The 11,734-nt window shown below is 67.3% G+C and carries 12 protein-coding genes; 3 read left to right on the top strand and 9 right to left on the bottom strand.

What is annotated here, in order from left to right; translation table 11 throughout:
• The 4 genes from MUO23_03340 to MUO23_03325 all read right to left on the bottom strand — a co-directional run.
• The coding region (locus tag MUO23_03340; GenBank protein ID MCJ7511990.1) for a hypothetical protein at positions 1-404 on the bottom strand (404 nt) is incomplete at its 3' end.
• Positions 405-534: 130 nt separating this feature from the next.
• Positions 535-2,385 carry a HAMP domain-containing protein gene (locus tag MUO23_03335; protein MCJ7511989.1) on the bottom strand — a complete coding sequence of 617 codons (1,851 nt, stop codon included), beginning with the start codon at positions 2,383-2,385 and terminating at the stop codon, positions 535-537.
• A gap of 22 nt (positions 2,386-2,407) precedes the next feature.
• On the bottom strand, positions 2,408-2,602 hold the full coding sequence (locus MUO23_03330; GenBank protein ID MCJ7511988.1) for a hypothetical protein: 195 nt from the start codon (positions 2,600-2,602) through the stop codon (positions 2,408-2,410).
• Between the two features lie 42 nt (positions 2,603-2,644).
• Entirely contained in the window at positions 2,645-3,556 is a 912-nt protein-coding gene (locus tag MUO23_03325) for a sortase (protein ID MCJ7511987.1), read from the bottom strand.
• Between the two features lie 145 nt (positions 3,557-3,701).
• On the opposite strand from MUO23_03325, the gene MUO23_03320 reads away from it, so the two are divergent.
• On the top strand, positions 3,702-4,679 hold the full coding sequence (locus MUO23_03320; protein MCJ7511986.1) for a hypothetical protein: 978 nt from the start codon (positions 3,702-3,704) through the stop codon (positions 4,677-4,679).
• 176 nt (positions 4,680-4,855) lie between these two features.
• On the top strand, positions 4,856-6,034 hold the full coding sequence (locus MUO23_03315) for a saccharopine dehydrogenase NADP-binding domain-containing protein (protein ID MCJ7511985.1): 1,179 nt from the start codon (positions 4,856-4,858) through the stop codon (positions 6,032-6,034).
• Positions 6,035-6,082: 48 nt separating this feature from the next.
• Here MUO23_03315 and MUO23_03310 read toward each other — a convergent pair whose 3' ends face one another.
• Both MUO23_03310 and MUO23_03305 read right to left on the bottom strand, forming a co-directional pair.
• Positions 6,083-7,600, bottom strand: coding sequence for a YifB family Mg chelatase-like AAA ATPase (locus tag MUO23_03310; protein ID MCJ7511984.1), 1,518 nt, complete (start codon positions 7,598-7,600; stop codon positions 6,083-6,085).
• A 119-nt stretch (positions 7,601-7,719) separates the two neighbouring features.
• Positions 7,720-8,067 carry a hypothetical protein gene (locus MUO23_03305; protein MCJ7511983.1) on the bottom strand — a complete coding sequence of 116 codons (348 nt, stop codon included), beginning with the start codon at positions 8,065-8,067 and terminating at the stop codon, positions 7,720-7,722.
• A gap of 211 nt (positions 8,068-8,278) precedes the next feature.
• Between MUO23_03305 and MUO23_03300 the strand changes: the two genes are divergently transcribed.
• Positions 8,279-9,418: a GH3 auxin-responsive promoter family protein gene (locus tag MUO23_03300; GenBank protein MCJ7511982.1), complete on the top strand. Its 1,140-nt coding sequence runs from the start codon at positions 8,279-8,281 to the stop codon at positions 9,416-9,418.
• Positions 9,419-9,431: 13 nt separating this feature from the next.
• Here MUO23_03300 and MUO23_03295 read toward each other — a convergent pair whose 3' ends face one another.
• The 3 genes from MUO23_03295 to MUO23_03285 all read right to left on the bottom strand — a co-directional run.
• Positions 9,432-9,881, bottom strand: coding sequence for a hypothetical protein (locus MUO23_03295; protein MCJ7511981.1), 450 nt, complete (start codon positions 9,879-9,881; stop codon positions 9,432-9,434).
• A 614-nt stretch (positions 9,882-10,495) separates the two neighbouring features.
• A complete protein-coding gene (locus MUO23_03290; GenBank protein MCJ7511980.1) occupies positions 10,496-11,527 on the bottom strand; it encodes a hypothetical protein in 1,032 nt (343 codons plus the stop codon).
• 3 nt (positions 11,528-11,530) lie between these two features.
• A partial coding sequence (locus tag MUO23_03285) for a PadR family transcriptional regulator (protein MCJ7511979.1) occupies positions 11,531-11,734 on the bottom strand: 204 nt, incomplete at its 5' end.

Genomic DNA, 11,734 nt, shown 5'->3' with positions numbered 1-11,734 from the left:
CGGGTGGCGGTCTCGGCCGGCACCGGCGTCTCGGTTGGGACCCGGGTCTTGGTCGGCGTGGCGGTGAACGGCGCCTCGCCCATCAGGCTGCGAGCCGTGGCCGTCGGCACCGGCGACTCCATCAGTGCTTGCATCGCCCGCATCTCAGCCGAGGCCTGCTCGTCGGTCATCCCCATGTCGCGCAGAACATCTTCCATCACCGTCAGGCGCAGGGTGCGGATCATGCGCAGCACAGGCGCGGCGGAGTAGTCGGCGGCAAGGTTCGACCGCAGCCGAAGCTGCAGCGAGCCTGCACCGGCAGCCGCCGGGCTGAGCTGAAACACGGCTAGGATCCAGACCACGAACAGGATAAGGAACAGCGCCACGGCGCTCACCAGCCAGCGCCTGCCAGGTCCCGGTTTCATACCCCTAGCCTCTCTACCCCGCGGACGGTGGACCCACGCCACCTGTCCCTGCTAGGAGCATACGCCGGGCCGCACCTGCCAACAACTGGCCCGGTGCTCCTACCCTCCGCTCGAGGCGGCCTTGACACCCCTAGGGCTGGCGGGCGCTCCCTTCAATGAGCCGCAAGTTTCGTCCCAGGACTTCGTACAGGGTGATTCGCACGTCCCGCCCCCGGACCGAGGCCTGGCCAGTCCGCCCGAACAGGAAGTGCCGCTGGGCGCCCGCCAGGAAGGTATACGTGGTCGCGCTGATCAACACCCGGCTCTCCGGGATCTCGCGCGCGATCTGGCGCAGGTGACCGGCGGTCTCGTTGGCACTGCCGAGCATGGCCGTATGCGATCGCCCGGTCTCTCCCACCAGTCCCGTCACCACCTCGCCGGTGGCGATGCCGATCGAAATCCCGGTGGGCTGCGATCCCGTCGGTGTGCGCAGCTTCTGCCAGCCCTCGACCAACTCCTGTAAAGCCAGGCCGGCATGCACGGCCTGCAGGGCAGCCACCGCCGTCGGCAGCCGCCGCGGCCGGATGCCGAAGGTGACTCGCAGTTCCCTGCCTTCGAAAGCCTCCACCTGGCCGCCATGGCCGTTGATGATTCTCTCCATCGAGACGTAGAGCTCCGCCAGGTTGGCCATGGCGATCTCCCCCGAAACCTGGGCCGACTCCAGCGGATAGCCGGTCAGCTCTGCCGCCAGGACGGTGGCCCGCGATTGAGTGACGACGGTCGGGCTCGCCGGCTGGGGGAGTTCCAGCGGCAAGGTATCCGCCTGGCGGGCCTGGGTCACAGCCGGCCGAATCACGGTGTACCCCGCCGTCCGGATGGCCTGGGCCATCGTGTTGAAGGAGCGCGCCAGCATGGCGACCTCGTCCGCCCCCTGCTCCGGGATCTCCACGTCGAGGTTGCCGGCGCTCAATTCAGAGGAGGCCGCTGCCGCCCGGATCAGCGGCCGGGTGACATAGTTGATGACAAGGAGCCCGATCAGAACCGTCAGCGCCATCCCGAAGGCGGCGAACAAGGCGATCTCCCGGACGGCACGATCGGCCGAGCCCATGACCGCCAGCTCAGGAAGGGAGACCCCCAGCACACCCAACGCCTCGCCGCTCGGCCCGGCTACCAGCGCCGTCAAGGCTTCCTGGTACGGAAGCCCATTGACGACCAGTTTGCGCAGGGGCGTCGTCTCCGCATCCAACGCCAGCCCGGCCTGCAGATCGGCCTCCGACAGTGTGAGCGCAGCCGGATCTTGCGGGGACAGGCTGGTGTCCAACAAGGCTCCGCCGGCGCGGTCGTAGACCGAGACGTCGGCGTCGGCGGTCTCCCCCAGCCGATCGATAATGTCGCCCAGGAACTCTCCGACCAGGACCGCCCCGACCACCCGCGACCCGGCGTCCCGCAGCGGTCCGGCAATCACCAGTACCGGCACCCACTGGTCTCCGACCACGATCAGCTCCAAGCTGGTGCGTTTGTCACTCTCCCCTTCGGAGCTTCCGCCGGCCAAGGCTTCCTGCAACGGCGCCCATCCGGCGTAGAACGATTCGCCGCGCAGCGTCTCGTATTCCCCGACCGGCGCATCGGGGGGCCGGCGCGCGGTCAGAAGGCTGGTGCCTTCGCGGTTGACGATCGAGACGAAGTCGGAGTCAACGTTGACGGCCAACGGCAGCACGATCGAGCGCAGCGCTTCGGCGTCGGCCTGGGACACCCCCTCTACCACGCCATCGGTGTTGGCCACAAGCCGCTCAAGCCTGAGCAGGTCCGACTCGAGCAGGACCACGGAATCCACCGCCTGGCGGCCGCTTCCAGCCAGCTGGCGCGCTAGGCGTTCCTGAGCGCTGCCGCTCAGGCTGCGCCCGATCAGCGCCACCACGCCGAAGCCCAGGGCCATCGCCAGCAGCATGAAGGGGATGGCGATCTTCCAGCGCAGACTGAAGCGCACGTTCGGCGGCTGCACCCGGGTCCCTCTCCGGCTAGGCTCAGTTCAGTAGGATTGCCAACACCAACAGGACAGCCAGAATCCCCCCGCCGAGCAGCGCAATCCGGCGCAGGTCCTTCTTGACATAGGAATAATCCGGGGCGAACTCCGACGGGCTCCGGCTCTGGAACTGCCCGAGGGCCGCAGCCGGCGGTGCCTTCGCCCCGGGTTTGCTCTCTTTCCTTCTTCTACTCACTTCAACGCTCCTCAATCGGCCGGTTCGCGCCGGCCGCGGCCCCTAACTCTCCACCAACTCGCCGAACACCACGATTCTTTGACTGTCGACAAGGTAAGGGTAGCAGGAAATCAGGGTGATTGTCGGGCGGGCGGTCGGGGCTATCGCGCTGACATCGGTCGGTTCGACGATCTCTAGCCCGGTCACACGGTACAGGTATTCGCGGGAGGACGTGCTGACGACCAGTTCGTCGCCGGGCTGCAGGCGATCAAGCTCTCGAAAGAGCTCGCCGAAGATGTCGTTGTGGGCGGAAACCACGAGGTTTCCCGCCTCGCCCGGGTTGGCGGTGCCGATGTGCTGGCCGACGCCCTTCTTAAGTTGTTCCCACCCGTCGCCCTGGACGACGGGCGCCGGCTGGCTCCACAGGGCGGGGATCCACAGGCTGCGCGCCTGCTCGGGGCTGGGAGTCGGGATATCGACCTCTCCTACGGACTGCACCAGCGGACGCAAGTGCTCGGGGATCTCGTCTTCGTTCGGGCGGGCCCCGCCCGGCGATGTCGGCGGCGTGTGTCCAGATGGAAGAACGACGGCGCTGATGATCGGCGTCGGGCCCGGGGTCGGTCCTGCCAGCGCCTCGGCCACCTCCCGGTTGAGAACCCTCAGCACCCCGAATCCGCTGAAGAGCACGAAGGCGAAGCCGAGCAGCGCGGCCACCTCGACGCCCAGCAGCACACGGTTCATGGCGCTGCGTGCCTTCCGCCGCTCGGGTTCAACCGCCCCGGGGCTGCCCCGCCCCCCGCCTGCCCGCGGTGGGTCTAGGTCGTCGCCGGCCGCCTGGCCCGGCAACTCGAGGGCACGGCCGGTCGTTCGGAATCGGTCAAGCCTGGCCTGGCGGGCATCCATCCGCTTCCTGGCCAGCACTCGTTCGAGTTCAGTGACCGACAATTCCTCGGCCGGACGGCGATCCTTGGCCATCGATCTTTCCCGGAGTGGGCATTCTATTCGGCGTGCAAGAGGTGTGCCACTTGACGGATTATACCTGCGCCAAGTGCCCCCGCCTCGATCTGAGATTGCCCGGGTCGGTTCCGGTACAATCGGGAGGGCTGAGGTCTTGCAGGTTATGACCCATCCCGCCGCTTTCGAGCGTATTGCCGCTGCTCACCGCGCCGCCCGGACCGGGCAGGTCGTCTTACGCCGCCCAGCGCCGGACGTGATTGTGATGGATGGATCGACGCGCCTGGGTTTCCTCCAACGCATGTCCACCAACGACTTCACCCAGCTTGCTCCCGGTAGGCTGCGTTGGACCGTCCTGACCACGCCCCTGGCGCGGATTGTCGATTTCGTCCAGGTGCTCGCCGGCTCCGACAACCTGCTGCTGCTCACCACCCCAGGGCGCGGCTCGACCGTCGTGGACTGGCTCCGCAAGTACGTGTTCTTCCAGGACGACCTCACGCTGCGCCTCGAGGCCACTCGCAGGGAAGCCTGGCTGGTGCTTGGCCCGGCAGCCGAGGCGGCGGCCGCGGCCATCTCGAGCGACGCCCCTGGCCTGGAATCAGGCGCTTGGCTTCCGGCAGGGGAGGCTTGGATTTGGCGTGTGGATCGGCCGGCGGCCGGGGGTTGGGCGATCCTGGGCCCCTCGCCGGCCAAGTATGGGTTGGCTCGACTGGCCGAGCCGGATGACATTGCCGGCCCCCTCTTCGAAGTCCTGCGCATCGAGGCCGGCATCCCCGCTCCCGGCAGCGAAATCACCGACGACCGCATCCCCTTGGAAGTCGGGCTGGCAGAGGCGATCAGCCTGGACAAGGGCTGCTACATTGGCCAGGAGATTATCGCCCGCATGACCAGCCGGGAACGCCTGGCGCGACGCCTGGTCGGCGTTCGGCTGCCGGGACCGGCCAATCCGAGAGCGCGGCTGCAGCAGCAGGGGAGCACCGTGGGAGAGCTCACCAGCGTGGCGCTTTCCCCGGTCCTGGGATGGATCGGGCTGGCGCTGGTCCGGCCCAGCGCCCTTGCGGTTGACGCTGCGCAGGTTAGCGTGGCCGAAGCGGGGCAGCCAGCCCAGCTCGTTGAGCTGCCTCTCCTCCCCGGGACAGCCTAGCCCGCAATCAGAGAGCCGGTGCCGCGAGGCAGTGGATCCCTGATCCTAGCGTCGGAACACGGCACCGGCCGAACTCGAATCACCTCCTGGCGTTCCGCCGCCCGGGGTTTGGTGCGATACTTGGCGCCGGGGAAGCATGGCGTGGCGCCCGGCGTCGCGCCCAGGAGGCAACCAGCATGGGAGTGCGCTACGCCGTGATCGGCGCTGGCCGCCAAGGGACCGCCGCCGCCTACGACCTGGGACGGCATGGGGATGCCGAGGCTATCTGGATGGCCGATGCCGACCGGGCGCAAGCCGAGCGGGCCGCCCAGCGGGTCAACGCCCTGCTGGGCGCGGAGCTCGCCTCCCCGGCCAGCCTCGATGCCAGCGATCCTCACGCCGTGGCCGAGTGGCTGCGCCGCGAGCGGATCACCGCCTTCCTCAGCGCCGTCCCGTACTATTTCAACCTGGGCCTGACACACGCCGCCATCCAGGCCGGCGCCTCGATGACCGATCTGGGCGGCAACTCCGATGTCGTCTTCGCCCAGATCGATCTGAGCCAGGATGCGAGCCAGGCTGGAATCGGCGTCGTCCCCGATTGCGGCCAGGTTCCGGGGATGGGGACTTCCCTGGTGGTGTACGCCCTCGAGCAGTTGGATGAGGCGAGTGAGGTCTTCATGTGGGACTGCGGCCTCCCCGTCCACCCCGAGCCGCCGTGGAACTACAACCTGACCTTCAGCATCGACGGCCTGACGAATGAGTACGACGGCGAGTGCTTGTACATCCGCCACGGCAAGACCGTCCGCCTGCCGACCCTCGAGGAGTTGGAGATCGTCGAGTTTCCCAAACCGATCGGTAGGCTGGAGGCCTTCACCACCGCCGGAGGGCTGACGACCGCCGCCCGCACCTATGCCGGTAGGTTGAAGACCCTGCAGAACAAGACGCTGCGCTATCCGGGCAACTTCGCTCAGCTCAAGACGATCCAGCAGCTGGGCCTGCTCGATCTGGAACCGCGCCTGGTCCAGGGAAAGCCGGTGGTCCCGCGCCAGGTGCTGCACGCGCTGTGGGAGCCGCAGATCCGAGCCGGCCCGGACATCGAGGACCTGATCATCATCCGCATCCTGGCCCGGGGCAAACGGGCGGGAAAGCCGGTGGAGGTCTGGGTCGATCTGATCCACTACGCCGACAAGGCCACAGGGTTCACGGCCATGGAGCAAGGCACGGGTTGGCATGCCGCCATCCTGCTTGAGGCCATCGTCCAAGGGGGTGTGCCGCGCGGCGTGATCCCGGTCGAAATGGCGATGTCAGGTGCCGATTTCGTGCGTGAGGCCGGACTGCGAGGCTTCGAGGTTCAGCTGCGAATCGAGCCTGCCTGAGCGCTCCGGCCGCACCGGCATCCGGCAACTCCAGAGGCCGAGTAGCCGTCAAGCCCAGCGACGCGGCCGATATTGCAGCGCCTCCGCCAGGTGAGCCGTCAGAATTCGCGGCTCGCCGGCTAGATCGGCGATCGACCGCGCCAGTTTCAGGACACGGTGGTAGGCTCGGGCCGAGAGTAGCATTTGGGTCATCGCCTGGCGGATCAGTCCCCTGCCGGCCTCATCCAGAACGCAGTGCTGGCGCACATCGGCCGGTCCCATGTCGGCGTTGCTCATCAGCCCACCGGCGGCGAACCGTTCCCGCTGCAGGGCGCGGGCGGCCTCGACCCGGAGGCGGATCGCATGGGACGCCTCTCCCAGTCTTTCGGAAGACAGCTTGTCGAACTCCACCCGCGGCACATCGGCATGGATATCGATCCGATCGAGCAGCGGCCCGGAGATCCGCTTCTGGTAGCGGGTCACATACGCCGGGGAGCAGCTGCACTCCTTGAGGAGGTCCCCGAAGTAGCCGCACGGGCAGGGGTTCATGGCGCCGACGAGCATGAAGTTCGCCGGGAAGGAGAGCGATCCCCTCGCCCGGCTGATGGTTACGACCTTGTCCTCCAGCGGCTGACGCAAGACTTCGAGGACGCGCATCCCGAATTCCGGCAGCTCGTCCAGGAAGAGCACCCCGCGATGGGCCAGGGAGATCTCTCCAGGCCGCGGCCAGCTGCCACCGCCGACCAATCCGGCATGGGAGATGGTGTGGTGCGGCGAACGGAACGGCCGGCCCTGGATCAGCGGCACGCCGGGCGGCAGCTGGTCGGCCACGGAGTAGACGCGGGTCACATCCAGTGCCTCCTCCAGCGTCATCGCCGGCAGGATCGAGGGCAGCGCCCGGGCCAGCAGCGTCTTGCCGGCGCCCGGCGGCCCGATCATCAAGACGTTATGACCCCCGGCGGCGGCTACCTCCAACGCCCGTTTGACATGCTCCTGGCCCTTGACCTCGGCGAAGTCGGTGGCGAACGCGGGCACGTAGGCATCGCTGTCGCTGGGAGCTGGCGGCAGCAGTCGCACGACCCCCGCCAGGTGGTTGACCAGAGCTGTGAGCGAGGGAGCGGCGACGATCTCCAGTCCGGGGATCATCCCCGCCTCGGCGGCATCCTCCGCCGGCACCACCAGCCGACCGAAGCCCTTTGCCCGCGCCAGGGCCGCGATCGGCAGGACGCCCCGCACGTGGCGCAGCGAGCCATCCAGCGAGAGTTCCCCCACGCACAGGGTGTCGTTCAGCAGCGCGGGATCGATCTGCCCGCTGGCCGCCAACGCCCCCAGCGCGATCGCTAGGTCATAGGATGGGCCTTCCTTGCGCAGCGAGGCCGGCGCCAGGTTTACCGTTACCCGCTGACGCGGGAAGGTCAGGCCGGCGTTCTTGACCGCCGCCTGAACGCGCTCGCGGCTCTCTTGCACCGCGGCATCCGGCAACCCGACGATGATGAAGGAGGGGAGACCTCGCCCGGTGTCCACCTCGACCTCGACGATCGCCCCCTCCAGCCCAACGACGGCTGCAGCGTGGACCTTGGCGAGCACGAATTCAGTCTAGGGGAATTCCCGAGAGGCGTCAACCGCCGGCAGCAAGCCCGGGTGCCTCCTCAGGGTCCGCCCGTCGGCGCAACCGTCAGGGCAAGACGCCGCGCCGCCCGCCTCCCTCAGCTGTTCATCAACACCACACTGAAGCCAAAGAAATAGACGCAAGGGATCGAGACCAGCACGCCACCGACGAAGAGCGCTGCCGTCACCAGCTTCGACCGGATGCCCACCCACGCCAGGTAGGCCTCGGCCGCCGGGCCTGCCAGGAAGCACAGGTTCGCCAGGACTGCCCCCAGCAGCAGGATTGGGATCTCGGCCAGATCCGGCCAGTGAAATCCACCTCCCGTCGGGAACAGCACAACGGCAGCGAGCAGCGCGTTGTAAGGAATGCGCAACCGCTCCCATCGCATGAACACCTCGCGCGCCTGGGCCACAAGCCTGTTCAACGTCGAGCGGTTCTCTCCCATCGCTGTCCTCCACGCCGGGTCTGCAGCCGGGCGACTGTGAGCCGCCGCGCACACGCCTTCGACTGTGGCGGACCTTCGCCCTCATTCCCTGTCAAAGGGCTCTCAGGCCTCTCCAGCCCTGCCCGGGAGTGCCTTGCCGCCGCCCGGGGAGTCGGCGAGAATCCACCGCCTGGGGCAGGCCTCGAGCTTGCCAACGACTGGGAGACAGAGCATGCAAGGAATGGATCCCCGAGAGACACTGGCGGCGCTGCTCCAACCCTGGCGCAAAGCTGTGGCCGACCCGGCTGCGGCCCAGGCCAGAGTGCTGGAGAGACTGGTGTCAGACTACGCTGCCACCGGCTACGGCAAAGAACATGCCGCGGCCTCGGTGGACAGCCTGGCAGCCTACCGGCGGCAGTTCCCCATCTGCACCTACCCCGAGTTCAAGCCGTGGCTGCAGCGGGTCATGCAGGGCGAGACCGAGCTGCTGCTCTCCGAGGATCCGGTCGGCTGGGCCATCACCCGCGGTACCACGACCGGGGAGTCGAAGTTCATCCCGATGACACCCACCGATTTGCGCCTGCGCATCAGTGCCGGCCGGGCGATGATGAACTATGTGATGGACAACGAGCGCTTCGATCTGTTCGACGGGGTGAACCTCAACCTCAACTTCCCCTCGCGCGTCGGTGCGCTGCGCCTAGGCGAGCGGGAGATTGAGTACGGCTACAGCTCCGGCATTTACACCCGCCACGTCTCGGCCTTCACCCCGATCCGCTCTCTCCCCACACAGGACGAGATCGACGGGCTGGGCGGCGGCACCACGGTGCGCGATTGGGAGGCCCGGTTCGAGTTGGCGTACGAGAAGTGCCGGGGAGAGAACGTCACCCTGGTCGGCGGGGTGGCGCCGACGGCCATCAAATTCGGTCAATCCCTCAAGCGCCGATACGGGCTGTACCCCAAGGACCTGTGGAATACAAAGATCCTGACCCTGGGCAGCGTGCCCGGGATCAACACCCGCCTCGAGCCGATCTTGAAGGCGCTGTATGGTCCGGTCGCGATCCGGGAGATCTATGGGACCACCGAGGGGATCTTCGGCCAGCAGCGGGATGAGAAGCGGGCCTGGGTGCCGAACTACGACCTGTTCCTGTTCGAGGTCCAGACCTCAGGCGGCATCCGGCTGCTGCACGAAATGAAGCCCGGCGAGCTGGGCAGCCTGATCGTCTCGACCCCCGTCCTCCCCCGCTACCGGATCGGCGATCAGATCCTGGCGATGCAGCCCCCCTACTTCCGCTGCATCGGGCGCGAACAGTGGTGGACGCCGCTGCGCTATGCCTGGGACGAGTTCCTGACCTTGCGCTTCGGCCGGCTGTAACCCAGCAGGGGGACTAGCGCCGCAGGGCGCGCACCAGGATCAGCGCCCCGAAGCCGATCAGCAGAGCCGGGCCGAGCAGCATCAGCCCAAAAGAGGATCCGAGGCCCCCCACGAGCAACAGGCAGGCCAGCACCACCAGGCCGCCGACGGGCCGGCGGTAGGCCGGGACCATCAGGACGACTGCGACGCCGAGGAACAAGATGGCCGCGGCTCCCAGCAAGATCAGCGACCATGGCGCAAGGAAAGCCAGCGGGCCCAGCCAGCCCAGGTTGCTGGCCAGCAGCACCAGCCCCGCCCACAACAGGATCAATCCCCAGAGAGTCGTGCCGAACGGGTCACGGCGAACCTTCTCGTCCCAGTGCTTTTCGTCGCTGCCGCGGGTCTTCTCTTGTTCCTTCTCGCGTTCCTTCTCCTGCTTCTCGGCCTTTTTCTCGGGCTTGCTCTCGCGAGGTTGGTCCGTCATGGCAGATCCCTTTCGTGGTCACCCGCTGGGCCGGCATGTTGCCTATCGCCGAGGCAGGCTCCTGGCCCCCGATCGCGGCGCTCGACTTGACGCCTCCATGCTACCGCACATCCGTGCGGCCGCATCCCTTGAATTCCCGGATGACTGCGCCGAGATGAGCCTCGCTCACCCTCGAAGCCCCAGCCCCCAGGATCTTCCCCCGTGAGAGCCGGGCGAGCGCAGACCGACCCGCCATTTCAATCCTGTCGATCAGCGGAGAGGCATGCCCAACCCAAGGCTGGCGTGCCTGGATCTCCAAGATCCCATGCGCCACCATCCGGCAACCATTCCGGGGCGGGTCAGTCGGATGTCGGGCGATTGCTCCTGCACCGCCCACCCCAATCGGCCGCGCCCCGCCACGTCATGAGGGCAGCCCCTTCACGTCGCGGACCCTCCCCTGGAGATGGAAGGGCCCGGCGGGGGGCGCTCCCCCTGGTAACGTGAAGGCGCGACCGCAGGGGGTCGGTGCTCTCGGCGAGGAGCGCACTCTCTCCGTATCAGGCAGGGCCACGATGCCAGAGAACCGGCATCGTGGCCCTGGGAGAGCGACCGCGGGGATGTTCGCGGGAAGCGGTCTATTGGATCGAGTCCGACTTCAGGCGCGGCGACGAGCCTTGGCGATCATGCGGGGAAACGGCGTTGCGGACCATGGCGTAGGCCAGCTGCACCGTCTCCACCGCCCGGACCACCAAGGCGACAAAGAAACCGAGACGAAATGACCACATGACCAGAGCCAGCGCCACCTCGAGCGGCATCGGCGCCTCCGGGGGGATCGTCTCAAAGATCGAGAACAGACCCTGGGCATCGTAGGCCGCAAGCCACTGGGTATGACCGGCGACGAGGACATAGAGCACGAACAGCACGAAGAGGTTGACGGCGATCTTCGCCACCCGCGTCAGCGTGGTCCATTCCCCCTTCCACAGCAGGAAGATGTTCAGACCGATCCCCATCAGCAGCGAGGTGATGACCAGGGGCAGGTTGTCCTGCAAGACAGGATTGATGACATAGCTGCCGCCGCCGGTGAACACCAAGCCGAGGAGGTTCGGCAGGTACAGCAGCAGGACCACGAGCACCAAGCCAAAGGTCATCTCGACGACCAGCCCACGGGGGTGGATCAGTTCTTCCAGCTCCGGCTCCGGGAGGGCACGTGGATCCCAGGGCTCCTCCTCGGACGTCGGGCGGACGCCGAAGTGTTGCAGCAGGGCGAACACCAGCACGACGCTGCCGAAGGCGTAGATCAGGCTGCCGCCAAACTCGAACAGCCATCCGACGTCGATGGTGTAACCCGGCGTGAAGGCCACCAGCACACCGAGCAGCACCAGCTGGACCGCCGCCAGAACCGTGAGCACAATCCCCACCACCATCCGGAAGAACGGGAAGAGGTCAGGGCCAATTAGCACCCGGTCGCCCCGGTAGGAGGCGGCCACTTTTTCTGGTGGGCCGAACTCCCGCAGTAGGTTAACCTGATCCTCGACTGTGGGCGCCCCGCCGGCGCCGGCCTCGAGGGTGTCCACCAGGTTCGATCGGAGTTCGTCTTGAATGTCGGACCGGTCCTTGCGCGGCAGCCGCCGACCGACCTCATGTACGTAGCGGTCTATCAGATCCATCGTTCACACTCCTTCTTGGACTGGCCCGCTGGGGCCAGTAGCTTCTCTCGGCAGGAGTTCGGCCAAGGCCTGAGTGAGCCGCAACCAGTCGGCGGTCAGTGCCTTGAGCACTTCCTGCCCCATCGGGCTGAGCACATAGTAGCGGCGCGGTCTCGAGCCATCGACATTCCACTCGCTCCGGAGCAGCCCCTGCTCCTCCAGCCGCCG

Source organism: Anaerolineales bacterium, assembly GCA_022866145.1.
GTDB lineage: Bacteria > Chloroflexota > Anaerolineae > Anaerolineales > E44-bin32 > PFL42.
The sequence above is the reverse complement of the archived record's forward strand: the minus strand, read 5'-3'. Positions and strand labels throughout refer to the sequence as shown.

Bases quoted from the DNA above. Each gene is read 5' to 3' on its own strand.
- MUO23_03305 (MCJ7511983.1), bottom strand. From the start codon at position 8,067: ATGGGAGAGAACCGCTCGACGTTGAACAGGCTTGTGGCCCAGGCGCGC.
- MUO23_03300 (MCJ7511982.1), top strand. From the start codon at position 8,279: ATGCAAGGAATGGATCCCCGAGAGACACTGGCGGCGCTGCTCCAACCC.
- MUO23_03320 (MCJ7511986.1), top strand. From the start codon at position 3,702: ATGACCCATCCCGCCGCTTTCGAGCGTATTGCCGCTGCTCACCGCGCC.
- MUO23_03325 (MCJ7511987.1), bottom strand. From the start codon at position 3,556: ATGGCCAAGGATCGCCGTCCGGCCGAGGAATTGTCGGTCACTGAACTC.
- MUO23_03290 (MCJ7511980.1), bottom strand. From the start codon at position 11,527: ATGGATCTGATAGACCGCTACGTACATGAGGTCGGTCGGCGGCTGCCG.
- MUO23_03295 (MCJ7511981.1), bottom strand. From the start codon at position 9,881: ATGACGGACCAACCTCGCGAGAGCAAGCCCGAGAAAAAGGCCGAGAAG.
- MUO23_03315 (MCJ7511985.1), top strand. From the start codon at position 4,856: ATGGGAGTGCGCTACGCCGTGATCGGCGCTGGCCGCCAAGGGACCGCC.